20 protein-coding genes are annotated in these 19,843 nt (G+C 68.0%); 9 read left to right on the top strand and 11 right to left on the bottom strand.

All coding sequences use genetic code 11. The features are described from left to right. The first annotated feature begins 35 nt into the window (after nt 1–35). Nucleotides 36–1,148, top strand: a complete 1,113-nt coding sequence (locus OM977_RS00715) for an alcohol dehydrogenase catalytic domain-containing protein (protein ID WP_264355658.1) — start codon at nt 36–38, stop codon at nt 1,146–1,148. A 209-nt stretch (nt 1,149–1,357) separates the two neighbouring features. Then, the gene (locus OM977_RS00710; protein WP_264355657.1) at nt 1,358–2,827 is read left to right on the top strand and encodes a peptide MFS transporter; all 1,470 of its coding nucleotides are present in this window, start codon (nt 1,358–1,360) and stop codon (nt 2,825–2,827) included. Between the two features lie 122 nt (nt 2,828–2,949). Here the strand turns inward: OM977_RS00710 and OM977_RS00705 are convergent, their stop codons facing one another. Continuing rightward, nucleotides 2,950–3,546, bottom strand: coding sequence for a DUF4190 domain-containing protein (locus OM977_RS00705; protein ID WP_264355656.1), 597 nt, complete (start codon nt 3,544–3,546; stop codon nt 2,950–2,952). Between the two features lie 132 nt (nt 3,547–3,678). On the opposite strand from OM977_RS00705, the gene pgm reads away from it, so the two are divergent. Beyond that, complete coding sequence (gene pgm / locus OM977_RS00700) at nt 3,679–5,340, top strand: phosphoglucomutase (alpha-D-glucose-1,6-bisphosphate-dependent) (RefSeq protein ID WP_264355655.1); 1,662 nt, start codon at nt 3,679–3,681, stop codon at nt 5,338–5,340. 3 nt (nt 5,341–5,343) lie between these two features. Here the strand turns inward: pgm and OM977_RS00695 are convergent, their stop codons facing one another. Beyond that, nucleotides 5,344–6,510: a GGDEF domain-containing protein gene (locus OM977_RS00695; protein ID WP_264355654.1), complete on the bottom strand. Its 1,167-nt coding sequence runs from the start codon at nt 6,508–6,510 to the stop codon at nt 5,344–5,346. A gap of 337 nt (nt 6,511–6,847) precedes the next feature. After that, nucleotides 6,848–7,453, bottom strand: a complete 606-nt coding sequence (locus OM977_RS00690) for a malonic semialdehyde reductase (protein ID WP_264355653.1) — start codon at nt 7,451–7,453, stop codon at nt 6,848–6,850. Nucleotides 7,454–7,665: 212 nt separating this feature from the next. Here OM977_RS00690 and OM977_RS00685 point away from each other — a divergent pair, with 212 nt between their 5' ends. Continuing rightward, complete coding sequence (locus tag OM977_RS00685; RefSeq protein WP_264355652.1) at nt 7,666–9,021, top strand: uracil-xanthine permease family protein; 1,356 nt, start codon at nt 7,666–7,668, stop codon at nt 9,019–9,021. A gap of 92 nt (nt 9,022–9,113) precedes the next feature. Here OM977_RS00685 and OM977_RS00680 read toward each other — a convergent pair whose 3' ends face one another. Both OM977_RS00680 and OM977_RS00675 read right to left on the bottom strand, forming a co-directional pair. Next, nucleotides 9,114–9,629, bottom strand: coding sequence for a hypothetical protein (locus tag OM977_RS00680; RefSeq protein WP_264355651.1), 516 nt, complete (start codon nt 9,627–9,629; stop codon nt 9,114–9,116). An 81-nt stretch (nt 9,630–9,710) separates the two neighbouring features. Further along, the gene (locus tag OM977_RS00675; protein ID WP_264355650.1) at nt 9,711–10,610 is read right to left on the bottom strand and encodes an SDR family oxidoreductase; all 900 of its coding nucleotides are present in this window, start codon (nt 10,608–10,610) and stop codon (nt 9,711–9,713) included. 215 nt (nt 10,611–10,825) lie between these two features. Here OM977_RS00675 and OM977_RS00670 point away from each other — a divergent pair, with 215 nt between their 5' ends. Then, entirely contained in the window at nt 10,826–11,320 is a 495-nt protein-coding gene (locus OM977_RS00670; RefSeq protein ID WP_442960677.1) for a DUF6328 family protein, read from the top strand. A gap of 1 nt (nt 11,321) precedes the next feature. Continuing rightward, on the top strand, nt 11,322–12,032 hold the full coding sequence (locus OM977_RS00665) for a DUF6766 family protein (protein WP_333473991.1): 711 nt from the start codon (nt 11,322–11,324) through the stop codon (nt 12,030–12,032). A 4-nt stretch (nt 12,033–12,036) separates the two neighbouring features. Here OM977_RS00665 and OM977_RS00660 read toward each other — a convergent pair whose 3' ends face one another. Continuing rightward, entirely contained in the window at nt 12,037–13,161 is a 1,125-nt protein-coding gene (locus tag OM977_RS00660) for a glycerate kinase (RefSeq protein ID WP_264355649.1), read from the bottom strand. A 186-nt stretch (nt 13,162–13,347) separates the two neighbouring features. On the opposite strand from OM977_RS00660, the gene OM977_RS00655 reads away from it, so the two are divergent. The 3 genes from OM977_RS00655 to OM977_RS00645 all read left to right on the top strand — a co-directional run bounded on the left by OM977_RS00655 (nt 13,348) and on the right by OM977_RS00645 (nt 15,616). Beyond that, entirely contained in the window at nt 13,348–14,127 is a 780-nt protein-coding gene (locus OM977_RS00655) for a histidine phosphatase family protein (RefSeq protein ID WP_264355648.1), read from the top strand. Beyond that, nucleotides 14,105–15,022, top strand: a complete 918-nt coding sequence (locus OM977_RS00650; protein WP_442960676.1) for an ADP-dependent NAD(P)H-hydrate dehydratase — start codon at nt 14,105–14,107, stop codon at nt 15,020–15,022. Before OM977_RS00655 ends, OM977_RS00650 begins: the two co-directional genes overlap by 23 nt. Before the next feature lie 111 nt (nt 15,023–15,133). Next, on the top strand, nt 15,134–15,616 hold the full coding sequence (locus OM977_RS00645; RefSeq protein ID WP_264355646.1) for a hypothetical protein: 483 nt from the start codon (nt 15,134–15,136) through the stop codon (nt 15,614–15,616). Between the two features lie 22 nt (nt 15,617–15,638). On the opposite strand, the gene OM977_RS00640 is transcribed toward OM977_RS00645, so the two are convergent. The 5 genes from OM977_RS00640 to OM977_RS00620 all read right to left on the bottom strand — a co-directional run bounded on the left by OM977_RS00640 (nt 15,639) and on the right by OM977_RS00620 (nt 19,797). Beyond that, on the bottom strand, nt 15,639–16,442 hold the full coding sequence (locus OM977_RS00640; protein WP_264355645.1) for a glycerophosphodiester phosphodiesterase: 804 nt from the start codon (nt 16,440–16,442) through the stop codon (nt 15,639–15,641). Nucleotides 16,443–16,485: 43 nt separating this feature from the next. Continuing rightward, entirely contained in the window at nt 16,486–16,734 is a 249-nt protein-coding gene (locus tag OM977_RS00635) for a hypothetical protein (protein WP_264355644.1), read from the bottom strand. A 123-nt stretch (nt 16,735–16,857) separates the two neighbouring features. Continuing rightward, nucleotides 16,858–17,676, bottom strand: a complete 819-nt coding sequence (locus OM977_RS00630) for an HAD family hydrolase (RefSeq protein ID WP_264355643.1) — start codon at nt 17,674–17,676, stop codon at nt 16,858–16,860. A 594-nt stretch (nt 17,677–18,270) separates the two neighbouring features. Then, nucleotides 18,271–18,783: a YbhB/YbcL family Raf kinase inhibitor-like protein gene (locus OM977_RS00625; RefSeq protein ID WP_264355642.1), complete on the bottom strand. Its 513-nt coding sequence runs from the start codon at nt 18,781–18,783 to the stop codon at nt 18,271–18,273. A 9-nt stretch (nt 18,784–18,792) separates the two neighbouring features. Then, nucleotides 18,793–19,797, bottom strand: coding sequence for a carbohydrate kinase family protein (locus OM977_RS00620; protein ID WP_264355641.1), 1,005 nt, complete (start codon nt 19,795–19,797; stop codon nt 18,793–18,795). Between the last annotated feature and the right edge of the window lie 46 nt (nt 19,798–19,843).

Genomic DNA, 19,843 nt, shown 5'->3' with positions numbered 1-19,843 from the left:
ACCAACCACCACCAAGCGGGCGATGAGAGGGATCGATGAAGATCACTGGTGCAGTACTTGAGGAAATCGGCCGGCCGCGCCCGTTCGCAGATTCCAAGCCGATCAGCATCTCGGAGCTGGAGCTGAATGGCCCCGGACCCACCGAGATCCTGGTCCGGCTTGAAGCCGCCGGCATCTGCCATTCCGACTTGAGCGTTGTCGATGGCAACCGGGTGCGCCCGGTGCCAATGCTGTTGGGCCACGAGGCCGCGGGCCGCGTCGTGGAAGTCGGTTCCGAGGTCACCGATCTCGAACCCGGCCAGCGCGTGGTCATGTCCTTCCTGCCCCGCTGCGAAAAGTGCGAGAACTGCGCCGCGGACGGCCGGCTGCCCTGCACCGCCGGATCGAAAAGCAACAATGACGGGACGCTGCTGCACGGTTCCATGCACCTGAGCCGCGACGGCGAAAAGGTCCACCACCACCTGGGCGTCTCCGGGTTCGCCACCCACGCGGTTGTGGACCGGGCCTCCGCCGTTCCGGTCGGCGACGACATCCCCGCAGACGTCGCCGCCGTCCTGGGCTGCGCCGTGCTCACCGGCGGCGGCGCCGTCCTCAACGCGGCCCGCCCGGAGCCCAAGGACAGCATCATGATCGTGGGCCTAGGCGGCGTCGGCATGGCCGCCCTGATCACGGCCATCTCCCAGGGCGTCTCCCGCATCATTGCCGTGGACACCTTCGAGGAGAAACTCGAGCACGCCCGCCGGCTGGGCGCCCACGAGGCGTACACCCCGCAGCAGGTCCTCGAGGACGGCATCAAGGCCCGGTATGTGATCGAATGCGCCGGCAATCCCCGCGCGTTCGAGACGGCCTTCGCCGCCACCGCCGTCGGCGGAACCACGATCACCGCAGGCCTTCCCTCCCCGGAAGCCCGGGCCGCGATCTCGCCGCTGACCATCACCGCGGAGGCACGGACGATCGTGGGCAGCTACCTCGGCTCGGCCGTGCCGTCCCGGGACATCCCCAAGTACGCCCAGCTGTGGCGAGAGGGGAAGCTGCCGGTCGAGGAACTGATTTCCAAGCGGATCGGCCTGGCCGACATCAACGAGGCCATGGACCAGCTCGCCGACGGCAAGGCCGTCCGCCAGGTCATCATGTTCGACGCCGGGTAGCCGCCCAAGCCGTCCGCCGGTGAAATCGCCGGAACGCGGCGGGGTCGCCGTAAGTTTCGGGCGACCCCGCAGGTCTCCGGCGAACTCGGCACGGGGTCGCCGGATGAGTCGCGCCGGGGATCAAGAACAGCACGACGCGCTGCCCCAAGTCCTTGCCCCGGGCGCCCGCGAATGTGACAATCACGCGTCACAATGTGAGCATTAAGTAAATGAGCACTACTCATTTACCCGATGCCCCCGCCACAACGCCGGGCGATACGTCCTTTTTCGGCCACCCAAAGATGCTGGCCAGCCTCTTCTCCGTAGAAATGTGGGAGCGCTTCTCCTTCTACGGGATGCAGGGAATCCTGCTCTACTACATGTACTTCACGGCGGCCGAAGGCGGCCTCGAGATCGAGCAGGGCCTCGCCGCCGGCCTGGTCGGCGCCTACGGCGGCGGCGTCTACCTCTCCACCATCCTCGGCGCGTGGCTCGCGGACCGGCTCTTTGGGTCCGAGCGTGTGCTGTTCGGCTCGGCCGTCCTGATCATGGCCGGCCACATCGCGCTGGCCCTGGTCCCCGGCATCCCCGGGCTGATCGCGGGCCTGGTGCTGGTGGGGGTGGGTTCCGGCGGCCTCAAAGCCAATGCCACGGCCCTCGTCGGGAGCCTCTACGGCGAAAAGGATGAACGCCGCGACGCCGGCTTCTCCATCTTCTACATGGGCATCAACGCCGGCGCCCTGATCGGCCCGCTGGTGACCGGCTGGCTGCAGGAAAGCCACGGCTTCCACTGGGGCTTCGGCGCCGCGGCTGTCGGCATGGCCCTGGGCCTCGGGATCTACGCTGCGGGCCGCAAGAAGCTCCCCGAGGAAGCGCACCGCGTCCCCAACCCGCTGCCCGCCGCCGAGCGGACGCGCTACGGTCTGGTCTTCGCCGGAATCGCCGCTGCCATTGCCGTCCTGCTCGCCACCGGCACCGTGAACGCCGGGAATCTGGCCACGTCCATGGCCTACGCCGCCATCGGCGCGTCCGTGGTGTATTTCGCCCTGATCTTCAGCAGCAAGAAGGTCGACGGCACCGAGCGCCGCCGCGTCGCCGCGTTCATTCCCCTGTACATCGCATCGGCCGCCTTCTGGGCCCTGTTCCAGCAGCAGTTCACCTTTATCGCCGTGTACTCGGAGGAAAAGCTGGACCGCAACCTGTTCGGCTGGGAGATGCCGGCGGCCTGGGTGCAGTCCATCAATCCGGTCTTCATCATCATCTTCGCCGGCGTGATGGCTGCACTGTGGACCCGGCTGGGACGCCGGCAGCCCGGCTCGGCGCTGAAGTTCTCGATCGGCCTCTTCGTGATGGGACTGGCCTTCCTGGCCTTTATCCCCCTCGCCGGGGAAGGAAAGACCCCACTGCTCGCGCTGGTGGGGATCCTGTTCCTGTTCACCCTCGCCGAGCTTTTCCTCTCCCCGATCGGCCTGTCCGTGACCACCAAGCTGGCCCCGAAAGCCTTCCACACGCAGATGGTGGCGCTGTTCTTCCTTTCGGTCTCGCTCGGCACCACCCTGGCGGGCATCCTGTCCGGGCTGTACAACCCGGAGGACGAGCTGCCGTACTTCATCGGCATCGGCGGCACGGCCATGCTGCTGGCCGTCGGCTTGGCTGCTGCCTCACCCGCAATCAAGAAGATTATGGGCGGCGTGCGCTAACCCCGCGGGCTCGGGGAAGTGCGCTAACCCGGCGGGCTCGGGGAAGTGCGCGGGCTAGGGGACGTGCGCGGTTGAATTGCGCTGCCACGTCCCCAGTGAGGCGTACGCCGTCGTGCGGGAACTTAGATCCCGTAACCGGTGTAGCGGGCGCTGCTGATCACTATCCCGAAGATCACGATGACCAGGATCGTGAGCGCCACCCCCACGTAACCGAGCACCAGGCCCGCTATTGCCATGCCCCGGCCGGCCGGTTCCCTCGTGAGTGCCATGTGCCCCAGTATTACGGCGGCGATCTGGGGCAGGAGGAAGAACCCGAAGCCCACGAGCGCGGCGATCCCGCAGCAGAGGCTGGCGATGCTCAGTGCTTTGGGCTCGGCCGGTACTCCGTAGTACGCCGGCTGCCCGTAGGCGTTGTAGCCGGGCTGGCCGGGCGCCGCATATTGCTGGCCCGGCTGGCCGTATGCCGGGCCGTAGGGGCTTGCGGGCTGGCCGAACTCCGGGGATCCGTGGCCGTAAGGCTGGCCGTGCCTTGTTCCGTGCAGGTGGCTGTCCTGGCTGTACGGCTGGTTCTGCCACTGGTCCTGTCCTTGGCCGTAGCCCGGTTCGGAACTGGAGCCGGAAGCCGGGGCTGTGCGCTCGGTTCCGTACGGTGGAGTGTCCAGCGGCGGCTGCTCGCCGTGCGGCGTGTCGTCCTTGCCGGAGGTCGGCTGGTCAGTCATGGAAGTCCCCTTTTTAGTCCCTGAATCCAGCCTACCGCCGCGCCGTTGCGATGATCAGGAAATTCTGCGTCACAGGGACCTGATTCCGCGCAAATCATGTTGTGCTCCCGTCTCGTCTGGCATGCTAAAGCCATGGCTAGCCGCGCGGGCACTGTTGCCCAACCCCAAGACCTTGTTGACCTCACTGCGCTTCTGGATGCGTACTACGACGTTTCGCCGGATTTAGGTGACCCCGGACAACGTGTAGCTTTCGGCACCTCCGGGCACCGCGGATCCAGCCTGAAGGCCTCCTTTAATGAGCCGCACATCCTGGCCATCACCCAGGCCATCGTGGAATACCGGGCGGGCCAGGGCATTACCGGTCCCCTGTATCTCGCCAAGGACACCCACGCGCTGAGCGAGCCCGCGCAGAACTCCGCGCTGGAAGTGCTCGCCGCGAACGGGGTCAACGTCCTGATCGACGCCCGCCACGGCTACACGCCCACTCCGGCCCTGAGCCACGCCATCCTCAGCCACAACAACAACTCCCCGGCCGGGGCACCGCAGGCCGACGGCATCGTGGTGACGCCCAGCCACAACCCGCCCGGCGACGGCGGCTTCAAGTACAACCCCCCGCACGGCGGGCCCGCGGACTCCGATGCCACCGGCTGGATCGCCAACCGCGCCAACGAACTGCTGGAGAACGGGTTGCGCGGCGTCAAGCGGATCCCCATCGCCGACGCCCTCAGCGCCGGCACCACGGGCAAGTTCGACTTCCTCAGCAGCTACGTGGACGACCTGCCCTCGGTGCTGGACCTCAACGCGATCCGAGAGGCCGGCGTCCGGATCGGCGCGGACCCGATGGGCGGGGCGTCCGTGGATTACTGGGGCGAGATCGGCGAGCGCCACCACCTGAACCTGACCGTGGTCAACCCGACGGTCGATCCGCAGTGGGCCTTCATGACGCTCGACTGGGACGAGAAGATCCGGATGGATTGCTCGTCGCCGTCGGCGATGGCGTCGCTGATCAACCGGATGTCCGAGGGCGCCAAGTTCGACGTCGCCACCGGTAACGACGCCGACGCCGACCGGCACGGCATCGTGACCCCGCTTGTTGATGGAAGGGGCGGCCTGATGAACCCCAACCACTACCTCGCCGTTGCCATTGACTACCTTTACCGCCACCGTACCGGCTGGAACCCGCAGTCCGTGATCGGCAAGACGCTGGTTTCCTCCTCCATCATCGACCGGGTGGCCGACAGCTTGGGCCGCAAGCTCGTTGAGGTCCCGGTGGGCTTCAAGTGGTTCGTCCCGGGCCTGCTGTCGGGCGAGGGAGCCTTCGGCGGCGAGGAATCGGCGGGCGCGTCCTTTAACAAGTTGGACGGCAGCGTGTGGACCACGGACAAGGACGGCATCCTGCTGGCGCTGCTGGCCTCGGAGATCACCGCCGTGACCGGCAAGTCGCCGTCGCAGCTCTACAAGGGCCTCACCGACCAGTTTGGCGACCCTGTCTACGCGCGGATCGACGCGGCGGCCAGCCGGGAGCAGAAGGCAGCGCTCGGCAAGTTGTCCCCCTCGGATGTCACGGCTACGGAACTGGCCGGGGAGACCATCACCGCGAAGCTCACCGAAGCGCCCGGCAACGGCGCGTCGATCGGCGGCCTCAAGGTGGTCACCGACAACGCCTGGTTCGCGGCGCGGCCCTCCGGCACCGAGGACGTCTACAAGATCTACGCCGAGTCCTTCAAGGGCGCCGAGCACCTCAAGCAGGTCCAGGCCGAGGCCAAGGCTCTCGTCGACGGCGTCATTTCCTAGCAGTCAGGCGGACTTTTCCTCAAGGTGGCTGGCCAGCACGGAGCGGTCCCTGCCAAGCGATTTCGCTTGGTAGAGGGCCGCGTCGGCCGCGGCCACCATCATCGGTAGTTCCGCCCGCCCGTGGTGGCTGGTGGCCGCGATGCCGTAGCTGACCGTGGGGAGGCGCGGGATCGTGCTGGACTTCCGTGCCTCCAGGCGGCGGCTGATCTCCGCGGCGATGTCGCTGGCCACCTCCGGCGTGACCCCGGGGAGCAGCAGGATGAATTCCTCGCCCCCGTAACGGCCCACGAGGTCTGTGGCACGGACCGTGGCCCTGCAGGCGTCCGCGAAAGCCTGGAGTGCCGTGTCGCCGGCCGAATGGCCGAACTCGTCGTTGATGGCCTTGAAGTGGTCCAGGTCCGCGAGGACCAGGGAACCGGTGGTGCGGACCCGGTTGAGGCGGCGCAGCTCGTGCTCGGCGAGCTCCAGGAACGCGGCCCGGTTCAGCAGACCGGTCAGGCCATCGAATGTAGCCCTCGCCCGCAGATCCTGATTCAGCTGCTCGTTGCTGAGCTCCGCCATGGTGAAGGACGCGACCACCAGAATCACGGCCGAAAACAGGGTTGTCGTGACCGATCCGAACACCGAGAGAAACACCGGCCCCTCGGGTCCATCCGCTAGGAAGGCGACCAGCCGGCCCAGGTAGAAGACCGAAAGGATGCCGGACCCGACGGCGAGGGTCCGGTGCACGCGGGAATAGTTGTGGTCGAGCAGAAAGAGCTCCCGGCAGGCAAGGCCGATCAGGACGCTCATCGATGCCAGATAGAACGGGCCGCCGGCCCAGATGTTGGTGGCCGGCTGGTCCAGCGCCGAGCCCACGGCGGTGACGGCGGGGGCCACCGCGAGAAGCCATGGCTGGGGCACTGTGGTCCGCAGCGAACGGGCCCCGGCCCAGATACTCGCCGCGCCTGACACCAGGAGGACGTTTCCGAAGGGGTTGGCCCAGATCTGATGGATGGTGCCGTCAAGGAGGTACGCAGCATTGCCGGACAGGAACAGGAGCAGGGCCATGCACCACCAGCCGCTGTAGGCGGAACGGGTCCGGCGGAACGTGATGAAGTAAAAAAGCAGAAGCAGCGTTAAGTCGACCACCGCCAAAGCGACCCGCAAGGTTGCGGTGTCTAGCATCATGTTGTGGCCCCCAGTCCGCACCTATAGCCCGAAATTTGTGGACGCAGCTTCGCGTGACCCCAGTATCGCACCCCCGGGAAGAATTCCCGGGGGAAGGTTCACGTTATGACTCGCCGGCACCCACGGCCTCGCCTCACTGGCGGCACGCGCGGCCCTGTGCCGCGGAGGCGCCGGCGGACTAAACTGTAAGTGGCCCCGGATGCGGCCTTGCGCTCAGGCGCAGAATTGCGTCCCGAGTGCCTCCGGCCTGTCCCCCATGGTGCCGGAGGCACCTCCGCGACCGGCTGGTGCCGGAGACACCCCCGCGACCGGCAGCGCGGCGGCGGTGCCTGGGGCGTCAGACCGTGCGGACGACCTCGTCGTAGGCGAATTTCGGCTTCGCAGCACCCCACGCGTCAGCCGCGGGCTGGCCGATGTTCACCACCAGGAAGCTCTTCTGGCTGCCGTCGGGGAAGAAAGCGGCGTCGACGGCGGCGAAGTCCGCACCGGTCATGGGCCCGGCTGAGAACCCAAGGGAGCGCACGGCGAGGATGAAGTAACCGGCTTGCAGGTGTGCGTTGTTGTTGCCGGTGGCTGCGGCCAGCTCCGGGGCGGCGTCGTACATGGCTTTAGGGGCGTTGTAGCCGGGAAGGAAGGTGTCCCACTGCTCCTGCCAGGACGTGTCGTAACTGAGGATCGCCACGAGCGGCGCCGATTCCGTCTTGGCGCGGTTCCCGGTGGACAGGGCGCCGACGAGGGTGGCGCGGGCCTCGGCGGAGCGGACGTAGGTCACGCGCAGCGGCTGCGAGTTAAAGGCGGTCGGCCCGAACTTGGTGAGTTCATAGATGGCGCGTGCCTGTTCATCGGTGACTTTGCCGGTGAAGGCGTTGGCCGTGCGGGCCTCCGCAAAAATAGCGTCCACCGCGGCCGCGTCGATTACTGCTTCGTCATGGGCGATCGTCATTCGCATCCCTTTCGCTTTCCGGCCCGAGGGGGCCCGGACGTTTGTGCTGTCCATGGTTGCAACTTCCACTGGCACTGTCTGCTTCCCGTGGCGCCCCGTGACGTCCCGCACAGCGGCGCCGCAGCCGAAGCCTGCCGGTAACACCGGCGCGGTAAAGTTGCTCCGGAGGAATTCTTCCCGCCCCGCCACACATTCTTTGAAAGGCTCAGGCAATGAGCATGCTCGGTACCAAATGGAAGCTCCACGGCAACGGCAGGTCCATCCGCCCGGGCGAGGTGGTCAAGCCCGATGAGCGGCTCGCCTGGCCCCTGACCATCGGCGTCGGCATGCAGCACGTCGTTGCCATGTTTGGTGCCACGTTCCTGGTTCCCATCATCACGGGCATGCCGCCGGCCACCACGCTCTTCTTCTCCGGCATCGGCACCTTGCTGTTCCTCGTGATCACGAAGGGACAGGTGCCCAGCTACCTCGGCTCGAGCTTTGCGTTCATCGCCCCGATCATGGCCTCACAGCAGCAGTACGGCGTCGCGGGAGCACTCGGCGGAGTGGTCCTGGCCGGCGTCGGGCTGGCCATCATCGGCGCCGTCGTGCAGAAGTTCGGGGCAGGCTGGATTAACCGCCTGATGCCGCCGATCGTTACCGGTGCCATCGTCGCGCTGATCGGTCTCAACCTGGCGCCCGCGGCGAAGAACAACTTCGATGCCGCCCCGATCACCGCCCTAATCACGCTGGCGACCATCATTCTGGTCAGTGTCGTGTTCCGCGGGATCCTGGGCCGGCTCAGCATCCTGGTTGGCGTCGTGGTGGGCTACCTTGTGGCGATGATCCGCGGCGAGGTGGACTACTCCAAGATGGACGGTGCCGCCTGGATCGGACTGCCGCCATTCCAGACGCCCGAGTTCCACCTCGGCGTCGTCGGCCTGTTCGTGCCGGTGGTACTGGTGCTGGTCGCCGAGAACATCGGCCACGTGAAGTCCGTTTCGGCCATGACCGGCCAGAACCTCGACGGCGTCTCCGGTCGGGCGCTGATGGCCGACGGCGCGGCGACAGTTCTTGCCGGTGTGGGCGGGGGCTCGGGCACGACCACCTACGCGGAGAACATCGGCGTCATGGCGGCGACGAAGGTCTACTCGACTGCGGCCTACTGGGTGGCCGGCATCTTCGCCGTGCTGCTGAGCTTCTCACCGAAGTTCGGCGAGCTGATCGCTACCGTCCCGCCGGGCGTGCTGGGCGGTGCGGCCACCATGCTCTACGGCATGATCGGCGTCCTCGGCGTGAAGATCTGGGTCCAGAACAAGGTGAACTTCTCCAACCCGGTGAACCTGACCACCGCCGCAGTCGCGCTCATTGTCGGCATTGCGGATTACACGTGGACCATCGGCGACCTGAAGTTCACCGGCATTGCCCTGGGGTCTGCGGCGGCCCTGGTGATCTACCACGGAATGAAGGCCATCGCGAAGGCCCGTGGCACGGTGGCGGAGCCGGAAACCGAAGAGCTGGCCGCTGTAGCGGCCGGAAAGGCCGCGGCCAACGCCGCCGCCAGGCGCGCACCGAAGAAACGCCGCTAACTGCCCGCAGCTCTCAAACGAAGGCCGGTGTCCGGCCACCGCGAGGTGGCAGGACACCGGCTTTTCGTCATTTACGGCGGGGCGGACGGCGGTTAGCCGGCGTCGAACGGTTCCTCGTCGTCGCCGCTGTCCGGCGACTTGCTCTCCGGCAGGTCCGTCCCGGAACCGTCGGGCAGACCTGCGGCATCCTGGCCGGGCTCCGAGGAGAACGGCCTCCCGGCGTCGGGCTCCTCGGTGTTGGCATCATCCATCTCGGCCTCCGAGGAAGGCACTGCCGCCTCCGAATCCTCGGGTGCGTCCGCGTCGTATCCCGGCCCTGAACTGGCGTTTTCCGAACTCATTTGTTCCTCCGTTCCTCCGAAGCGTCCGGCTCCGGGTTCTCCTGCACTGTCTTGGTCTTCTGCGCCGAACTGGCTGAGGTCCGGCGCTCCGGCCGGGAAGGTCTCGCCGTCCGGAGTGTCCTGGCTGAGGCCTGCGGCGTCGAACGCCTCTTCCTCCCGGGGCTGGGCAAACTTCTTTGCGTCCCCCGGGGGCATTTCCTGCTCGGCCGTCGGGGTCCCGTAGCCACCGGCTTCTTCGATCGGGTCCTGCTGGTTGTCCTGAGTCATGTCATTCCTCCTGCTGTTGGAATCGTGGTGAAACCTGACTTCTATGGGTGCCCGGGTGAGCGGGCACGTGCGGGGGGTGCCTCAGAGGCCCTTTCCACCGGTGACGGGAAGCACGGCGCCGGAAATGTAGGAGCCGTGGTCGGAGGCGAGCAGCACGTAGGCCGGCGCCAATTCGGCGGGCTGGCCGGCGCGTTGCAGCGGGGTGTCCTGGCCGAAGGTCGGGAGCTTGTCCGGCCACTCCGTCGCCGGGATCAGGGGCGTCCAGATGGGACCCGGCGCCACGGCGTTCACGCGGATCCCCTTGGGTCCGAGTTCCTGCGCCAGGGCCTTGGTGAAGGCGACCTGCGCCGCCTTGGTCATCGCGTAGTCGATAAGTTCCGGAGAAGGGTTGAATGCCTGAATGGATGCCGTGGTGATGATCGAGGCCCCGGCCTTCAGTTGCGGGACCGCCGCTCGGGCCGTCCAGATCAGCGAGTACAGGTTGGTCCGGAAAACGCGGTCAAACTCTTCAGTGGGCAGGGACTCGAAGCTGTCGCGGTTTTTCTGGTACGCCGCGTTCAGGACCAGGACATCCAGGCGGCCGAACTCGGCAACGGTGTCCGCCACTATTTTGCTGGCAAAATCCTCACTTCTGCCGTCGCCGGGGATCAGCAGCGCCCTCCGGCCCGCCTTGCGGATCCACTCGGCGGTGTCCTGGGCGTCCTCTTCCTCTTCGGGCAGGTAGGAGATGGCGACGTCGGCGCCCTCCCTGGCGAAGGCAATGGCGACGGCCTTGCCGATTCCCGAGTCACCGCCGGTGATGAGGGCGGCCTTGCCCTTGAGCGCTTCACTACCGCGGTAGCTCTCCTCGCCGTGATCCGGCGCGGGGTCCATGGGCGCGGTCAAACCCGGCTGTTCCTGGACCTGCTCAGGGAAGGAACCCGAGTAGTAGCCGCTGCGGGGGTCCCGCGGCTGGTCCTGCTGTTTGCTTGGATCACTCATGGTCCACCTAACAACGTGTCGGTTTCCAGGGACGTTTCCGCGGCTGCCGGGCTAATCCGGCTCCTCGAAACTATCCCAGCGGATGTAAACAGTTCCACCCTACCTGCAAAATAATCAGCAGACTTAGTACCAACTTGAAATTAGCAAGTCTCAAGCCTAGGTTGAGTGTTAACCGCCATCCGCGGCCCGATCCGCATCTATCGGAGGTTCTGTCAGTGTCCGAACCAGAAAAGTCCACCAGTGACGGGAGGAACGAATCCGTCGACGAAAAAATGGACCGTAACTGGATGGAACTTTTGCAGGAACTGCGGGTATTGCAGACGGGCGTGCAGATCCTTGCCGGTTTCCTCCTGACCCTGCCGTTCCAGTCGAGGTTTGAAACGCTGGACGATTTCCAGGTCAACCTTTACCTGGCCAATGTGGCGCTGGCCGCGCTCACCACGGCACTGATCCTGCTGCCCGTGAGCGTGCACCGCCGCCTGTTCCGGCTGCGCCTCAAAGCCACGCTCGTCGCCAGCGCGGACCGGATCGCAAAAGTGGCCCTGGCCGGCGTCGGGCTCCTCAGCGTCGGTACCTCGGCGATGGTCTTCGATGTCACGGCAGGACGGACGGCCGGCCTCACCGCGGGGGCGGTGCTGCTGGCGGCACTGCTGATCCTCTTGGTCTACGTGCCCAACAGGCTCAGACGAGGGGCAAGCAAAGGAAAGTGACATGACAGGCACGGCACACCAACAACGCAGCGCACCTTCGGGAGGAACCATGGGCAAGTGGGTGAAGGAACACGGACTCCTGTTGGCCAACATCGGGCTCTTCGTGGTCTTCTTCGGCGGGATGATCTTCAGCGGCGCCGCCGACTACAGCGAGGACCAGGTGACCCATGGCGGCTCAGCCGTCAGCGTCCTGCAGTACCTCGGCACCGGGGCGTTCCTTGAGGCGACCTTTGAGAACTGGGAGTCCGAGTTCCTGCAGATGGGCATGTACGTCATCCTGACCGTCTTCCTCTTCCAGAAGGGATCATCAGAGTCGAAGCCAATGGGCAAGGAATCCCCTCAGGACCAGGACCCGCGGGACGCGCCCCTCAAGGCCAACACGCCGTGGCCGGTGCGGCGGGGCGGCTGGGTGCTCAACCTCTACCAGCACTCCTTGTCCATCATGTTCCTGCTGCTGTTCCTGATGTCCGTTGCCCTCCATGCCATCGGCGGCAGTGAAGCGTATAGCGAGGAACAGCAAAGCCACGGCCAGCCACCGGTAACCTTGTTCGAGTACCTCGCAACGAGCCGGTTCTGGTTCGAATCTTTCCAGAACTGGCAGAGCGAATTCCTGGCCGTGGCCGTGCTGGTGGGCGCCTCGGTTTACCTCCGCGAGAAAGGCTCCCCGGAATCCAAGCCGGTAGCCGAACCGCACTATGAAACCGGAACCTGAGGCCTCAGGCGCCTTCGAGGACCTGACTGGTGGCCCAGGCGAGGTACTTTGCGGCGTTCGCGACGGCGTCGGCAGGGCTTCCTGCGACGTCCAGCAGCTGGGCGGCGGCCACCACGCCGTGCCCGGCGAGGTCCTCCGGGGTGACCAGGATGCGTCCGGCCACCACGATCACGGGGATCCCGAGGTCCCGGGCGGCATCGGCGAGTGCAATCGGGGCCTTCCCGGTGAGCGACTGCGAATCCAGCGACCCCTCCCCGGTGATAACGAGGTCCGCCCCGGCGAGTTTTCCGGCGAGACCGGTAAGCCCGGCCACGAGCTCAAAGCCGCCTTCAAGGACGGCGTTGCTGAACGCCAGGAACGACGCCGGGAACCCGCCGGCCGCGCCCGCGCCGGCTACGTTCACGTCCCGGCCGGTGGCCTGGCGCAGCACCGAGGCCCAGTTTCGGAGGCCCGCGTCGAGCAGCTCCACGGCGTCCCCGTCGGCGCCCTTCTGCGGGCCGAAGACGTGCGCCGCCCCGTCCTCCCCGAACAGCGGATTCTGCACGTCTACGGCGATCCGGAAGGTCACCGCAGTCAGCCGGGGATCGAGTCCGCTGACATCCAGGGAGGCCACCTCGGCCAGCGACCCGCCGCCCAGCGGCACCACGTTGCCGGCGGCATCCAGCGGCTTCAGCCCCAGGGCCCGGAGCGCTCCGCTGCCGGCGTCGCTCATTGCGGAGCCGCCCACGCCGAGGACGATCTCGGTGGCGCCCGCGTCCAGGGCAGCGGCAATCAGCTGCCCGCAGCCATAGCTGTGGGCGCGCAGGGAATTGGCCGGGGTCGGCTCCATGTCCGCCAGGCCGGACGCCTGCGCTGTTTCGATGATGGCGGTCGCGCCGCCGAAGGCGTCCTTGCGGATCGCCCAGGCGGCACCAACCGGCGCCAGGATGGGCCCGACGACGGCGTTGAGCCGCTCCTCATACCCGGCGGCGACGGCGGCCTCCAAGGTTCCTTCGCCGCCGTCGGCGATCGGAAACTGCACGGTCTCGGCGTCGGGATAAACCCGCAAGGCACCTTCGGCCATGGCGGCGGCGGCTTCGACGGCCGTGAGCGAACCTTTGAATTTGTCAGGGGCGATGAGGATGCGCATGCTCCTATCCTGCCAGTCCCGCTGGTGCTCGGGCGCGGGCGGCGGGTTCCGGGCGCGGGCGGAGGGTTCCGGGACGGGAGGAGGGTTCCGGGCGCGGGCGGAGGGTTCCGGGACGGGAGCGACAACGCGGAGCGGCGGCAGTAACGTGACAGCGAGGCAGAATCGGACCGGACCCAGGGGGCAGAAGTGAACGCAAACGGACAGACCGCCGGCCCGGGCCGCGGCTCACCCGGCCTGACGCAGCTGTTGCTGGTCCGCCACGGCGAAAGCCAAGGAAACCTCGCCGCGACGCTGGCGCATCAGGCCGGCGCGCACGTGATCCAGGTGCCCGCCCGTGACGCCGACGTCGAACTGTCCGACACCGGACGGGAGCAGGCGCTGGCCCTGGGCCGGCTGCTGGCAGGCTTCCCGGAGGAAAGCCGCGCCGTCGTCTGGTCCTCGCCCTACATCCGGGCGCGGCAGACCGCGGAACTCGCCGTCACCACCGGCGGCTGGCAGACACCGGTCTTGATTGATGAACGGCTCCGCGACCGCGAACTCGGCATCCTCGACATGCTCACCTCCCTCGGAGTGGAAGCGCGGCTACCCGAGGAGGCCGAACGCAGGCGGTGGCTGGGCAAGTTCTACTACCGCCCGCCCGGCGGCGAGTCCTGGGCCGACGTCGTACTGCGCGTGCGCTCCCTGCTCTGGGATCTGGACCTCCGGCACCCCGGGCAAAAAGTCATGCTCGTCTGCCACGACGCCGTGATCCTGCTGATCCGGTACGTCCTGGAAGGCCTGACGGAGAGTGAACTCCTGGACATCGCCGCCACCTCCACAATCCTCAATGCCTCGGTCAGCCGCTTCGTCCGACCGGAGGGCACCGGCCCTTGGCAGCTGGAAAGTTTCAACATGGCCGACCACCTGATGAGCGAAGGCGTTCCGGTGACCCAACACTCAGGAGATGCCAATGTCCATCCCCGCTGAACTCGTCACGCCGACCCTGCTGAGGGGCTGGCCGTTGCCCGGCGGCGGGTCGGGAAAGGATGACCGCGGCTCGGTCCTGGTGATTGGCGGGGCCAGGATGACGCCCGGGGCGGCACTTCTTTCCGGGGTCGCGGCGCTCCGGTCCGGTGCCGGCCGGCTCACCCTGGCCGTGGCCGAGTCCGTTGCGGTGCAGCTGGCGATCGCGCTCCCCGAGGCCGGCGTGCTGGGCTTGCCGGAAACCCCGGCGGGATCCGTCGCCGGTTCGTGCGCCACCACCCTCGCCGACGAGCTGGAGTCCGCGGACGCCGTCCTGGTGGGACCTGGCCTGGACGACAAGGACGAGGCGACGGCGCTGCTCCGCGGGATGCTCGCGATGCCGGCGGACGGCACGCCGCCGGCCATCATCCTGGACGCCTTCGCCCTGGGCAGCCTGCCGGAGCTGGAGGGCGAGCTTGGCCCGTGGGCGGACCGGCTGATCCTGACCCCCAATGTCACCGAGGCCGGCATCCTGCTCGGCCGCGACGTGGACGACCTGCACCGGGACGTGCCTGACCTAGCCGACAAATACCAGGCCGTGGTGAGCTGCCAGGGGGTCATTGCGGCCCCGCGCCGCGGTGGGAAGGCGGGCGGCGGCGCTGACCAGAACGGGTCGGGCCACTGGGAAATCACCACCGGGCACAGCGGGCTGGGCACTTCGGGTAGCGGGGACGTGCTCTCCGGGATCATTGCCGGTCTCCGGGCCCGCGGAACAACCAACTCCCAGGCCGCCTGCTGGGGCACGCACCTGCATGCCGCCGCCGGCGATCGGCTTGCCAGCCGGCTGGGAGGACTGGGCTATCTTGCCCGCGAACTCACCGAAGAGCTCCCGCCGCTGATGATGGAACTCTCCAGCTGACCGGGCGGCTTCACGCCGGCGAAGGCTCTGGACGACTGGTAAGCATGCTGATTAGGCTGGAAGAGCAGGGCCGGCAGCCCCGGCCGCACGGTGTCGACAAAGGAGACGGCGATGGGTATCGGCGATAGCATCAGCAAAGCGGCAGAAAACGCGATGGAAGATCTAGGCGGCACCGCGGAAAAGTCCGACGACGGCCACGCCCCTGATCCCGGCAACCCACGGGACGACGTCCAGGTGCATTCCTCGATCAGCGAAGGCTCCAACGCCCTCGACGACGAGACCGGCACTACCGGTACCGCTACCGGTACCGCTACCGGTTCCGGTACTGCTGCCGGTTCGGCCGGCTCCGTTCCTCGTTCCGACAGCGAACCTGGCACGGACCCGTCGCGCGAGGCCCCGGGCGACCCCGGCGGGTCTCCGCTGGACGCCCCGCCTCCGGCCCCGACCGAGGAACCGGGAGGAACTCCCCCGCTGAATGATCCCCATGACGTCCCGGGCCCGGGCGGCTTGCCGGATCCGAATCCCGAGGACCTCCGCGCGGATCCTTCGGAGGGTGCCGAGGACCCGGGCGCCGGAAGCATGGGCCGCGGCTAGGGCGGCTAGGTTCCCGCGGAGTTCAGTTCCGCCATGCGCCGCGCTGCTGGAGCACGACCTTGAGAAGGTCGGCGCGGTCCGTGACAATCCCGTCAACGCCCAGGTCCAGCAGCCGGTGCATCTCCGCCGGCTCGTTGATGGTCCAGACGTGCACCTGCAGGCCGAGCCGGTGGGCGCGCTTCACGAAGCCCAGCGTCACCACCGTCACGGCCCCGTAGCGGACGGGTACCTGCAGCGCCTGGACTCCGCGGAGCGCCCTGCGCGTCACCAGCCGAAGCAGCGCGGCGGGCAACACCGGCCCCAGCAGGACCAAGAGGCCGTTGGAGACGATTCCGGCGGAGCCGGCGGCCGGGCGGCTGAGCTGCTTCTGCACGGCACGGCGCCGGCGATCCGAAAAGCTGGCCACCAGCACGCGGTCATGCAAATCGTAACGCTCGATTGCCGCCACCAGGGTGGCCACCGAGTTCCAGTCCTTGACGTCGAGGTTCAGCCGGACGTCCGGGTACTTGGTGATGAGTTCGGCTAGCAGCGGGATCGGTTCCGTTCCGCCGATCCGGGCGCGCGCCACAGTCGACGCAGACAGCTCCGAGATTCGTCCGTTGCCATCCGTGATCCGATCCAGGACCTCGTCGTGGAACAGCAGCAGCGCGCCGTCGGCCGTGGTGTGCACGTCCGTCTCAAGATGCCGGAAGCCGAGATCCACGGCGGCGCCGAACGCGGCCATGGAGTTTTCCAGGCCCTCCCGGGAGAAGCCGCGGTGAGCCAAGGCGAGGGGTGCTTCGGCGGCTCCGCCGGCGGAGAAGTACGGGAGGAGCGGCGTGTTCATGCCTGAAGCGTACCGGAGCCCGCGGGCACCGGCAGCCGAAGGGTCAGCAGATGGACGGAAGGATCTCGACGCCGTCACTGATGTGCAGCAGGGTGCGCCCCCTGCCGCCGTCGAGGTCTATCCAGACCACGGTGTGGTCGTCCGTGACGGCATCGACGAGGCCACCGGTTTCGTAGCCGGGATGCGTCCGGACGGAGACCCGGTCCCCGCGCCGCAGGCTCTTCCAGCGGGGATCGGGTTCGACCCGGTGCGGTGATGGTTCGTCGGTGCGTTGAATGCGGTGCCTGGCCATGATGTCCCCAGCTGTCGGTTGAACGGTCCGTCGTGAGATTTCAGCCTAGGAGGCGAAGGTGAACGCCAGTTGACCGGAAGCTGGGAATCCGGTGATCACGCACCGGCGGGCCGGGGCCCGCGGTCAGGGAAGGCGGACGCCCAGGGCTGCGAGCTTGGCCTCGAGGATCTGCGCGACGCCGTCATCGTCGAAGTGGGGGGCCTGTTGGCCGGCCGCGCGGATGGCTTCCGGGTGGCCGCTGGCCATCGCGTACCCATCCCCGGCCCAGCGCAGCATTTCGATGTCGTTGGGCATGTCCCCGAACGCCACCACGTCGCCGGCCTCGATACCCAGGGACGCTGCGTACTCGGCGAGCGTGACGGCCTTGTTGACGCCCGGGAGGGACAGTTCGAGCAGGGCGATGTTTGGCGCCGAATGCGTCGCCGCGGCCAGATGCGCGACGGCGGGCGTCACTTCGGCGAGGAACTCGTCCGCGGTGCCCTCTCTCACGACGGCGAGGAACTTCACCACGGAATCGTTCACAGTGAGCGTGCTGTGCAGCGGCGCCGGGGTAAATTCGGCGAGCAGCTCGCTGGAACCGTTCTCGATAAAGCCCGGCTCCAGGTGGAATCCGGTCAGGGTTTCAGCGGCGAACAGTGCCGAGGGCCGGATCCGCTGGATGATGCGGCGCGTCTCGAACACGGCGTCGAGGTCCAGGCCCTGGGCCGAAACCACCCGGTCAGCTTCGAGGTCCCAGACCACGGCGCCGTTGGAGCAGATGACTGTCCCGGTGTGCCCCAGCTGGTCCTCCAGCGGGTGTAGCCAGCGCGGCGGGCGTCCCGTGACGAAGACCAGTTCCACCCCGGCTTCGCGGCAGGCATGGAAGGCGCGGACCGTGCGGTCGCTGATTTTGCCGTCGTGGCCGAGGATCGTTCCGTCAATGTCACTTGCTACCAGCCGCATACTGCCAGTCTACGTGGGCGCGCTGGAGCGGGGACCCGGTGGGGTACCTCGCGGGACGAGCACTGGTGCCGTTCGGTGCCGCTGGCCGACGCTGGACGGCCGTGCGGTCGCGGGCGTCGGGCCCGGGCCGACGTCGGGCGGCCGGGCGGGGGTGCGGGCACTGGCGGCCGGGCGGGGGGGTGCAGGCACTGGCGGCGCGGCCCGACGTCGAACTCGCCGGAACCGCGCGAAGTCGCCGCAAGGTTACGGCGAACTCGCAGGCTTCCGGCGAATTGGTGGGCGGACGGGGCATTCGTGGGCGGGCGTGGGCGGTTGCAGGCGGCGTGGGCGGTCGCGGGCGGGGGGGTGCGGGCACTGGCGGCCGGGCGGGGGGTGCGGGCACTGGCGGCGCGGGCCGACGCCGAACTCGCCGGAACCGCGCGAAGTCGCCGCAAGGTTACGGCGAACTCGCAGGCTTCCGGCGAATTCGTGGGCGGGCGCGGGCGGTTGCAGGCGGCGCGGGCGGTTGCAGGCGGCGTGGGCGGTTGCAGGCGGGCGTGGGCGGTCGCGGGCGGGCGTGGGCGGTCGCGGGCGGGCTGCGTTTAGTGCCGGCGCCTAATGCCGTTCGTAGATCCCTGTCAGGGTGGCCCGGGCCAGGGTGTGGCGGGAGAGCTTGGCTTCGAGGCTTGCCGGGGAGGTGCGGTTGTCCAGTCCGGACTGCTCGACGTCGAGGGCGTGGACCGTGACGACGTAGCGGTGCGGACCATGGCCAGGCGGCGGCGCTGCCCCCAGGTAGCCGTGGAAGCCGGCGTCGTTCTTCAGCTGCAGGGCGCCCGGCGGGAGCTCGCGCCCGCCCTCTGCGCCCGCCCCGGCCGGCAGCGACGTAACATCGGCCGGGAGGTCCAGGACCGCCCAGTGCCAAAACCCGCCGCGGCCGGGGGCATCCGGATCGAACACGGTCACGGCGTAGCTCCGGGTTCCGGCCGGTGCGCCGCTCCAGCTCAGCTGCGGGGACTCGTCCTGGCCGCCGGCCCGCATCTTGCCGCTGCGCTGCGGCGCCGGAAGGGTTTGGCCGTCCTGGAACGACCCGCTGCTGACGTGGAAAGTCGGGGCGTCGTGGCTTGTCATGGCTGCCTTTCAGATGATGGGGAGATCGGCACTTTCAGGGTCGGTGGTCCCCGAATCCGCAGGCAGGGACGCCTGAGCTTCGAGCTCCATCCGGTTCAGTTCTGCGCGGGTTGGCGGGTTGGCGCCGGCGCGCGACACCGTCACAGCAGCTGCCCACGCCGCGCGCGCCAGGAGGTCGCGGAGGTTGTCGGCGGACAGTTCGCGAAGGCCCTTGCGGTTCTGGGCCCCGTCGAGTCCGAGATCCACGACCCCGGACAGCAGCGCTGCCATGAAGGAATCGCCGGCGCCCACGGTGTCCGCCACATTGACTGAAGGAGCAGCGAACTGGGCTTCGCCGGAGGCGTTGACACCCCAGGGCCCCTCCGCGCCGCGCGTCACCACCACCAGGGCCGGGCCCTCCGAGCCGCCCAGGGACAGCCAGCGGCGGGCCGAATCCAGCGGGCCCTCCCCGGGGTAGAGCCAGGCCAGGTCCTCGTCCGAGGCCTTGACAACGTCGGCAAGAGAGACGAACTTTTCGGTTTGCCGGCGCGCGTAGTCCACGTCCATGATGATGCTGGGGCGGCAGTTCGGATCGAAGCTGATGGTCACGGAGGGATGGGCATGCTCGACGGCGGCCAGCACGTCCGCGGCGCCGGGGGCGAGCATCGTGGCGATCGACCCTGTGTGCAGCAGGGTGGTGCCCTGCAGCATGAACGGCAGCCGGTCCGCGAGGCCGGGCAGCTCCCAGGCGAGGTCGAAGGTGTAGCTGGCGGCGCCGTCGTCGTCGATCAGTGCGGTGGCTACGCTGGTGGGAAGCTCGTCCGGTCCCACCGGGAGCAGCACCGAACTGGATCGCAGATGCGCCGCCACCGCTTCGCCGTAGGCATCCCTTCCGTAGCGGCCGATGAACTGCACCGGGTGGTCCAGCCTCGCCAGCCCTACCGCAACATTGAGGGGGCTTCCGCCCACATGGGCCTGAATACCGGAGGAGCGCTGGACGACGTCGACGAGGCCCTCGCCAATTACTGTGAGCATGGTCATACTCTGCCAGAGAACGCGGCCCGACGCTCCAGTGTTTCGC

The organism is Pseudarthrobacter sp. MM222 (assembly GCF_947090775.1).
Lineage (GTDB): Bacteria > Actinomycetota > Actinomycetes > Actinomycetales > Micrococcaceae > Arthrobacter.
Note: the sequence above shows the minus strand (reverse complement) of the source record. Positions and strands in the feature narration are given on the sequence as shown.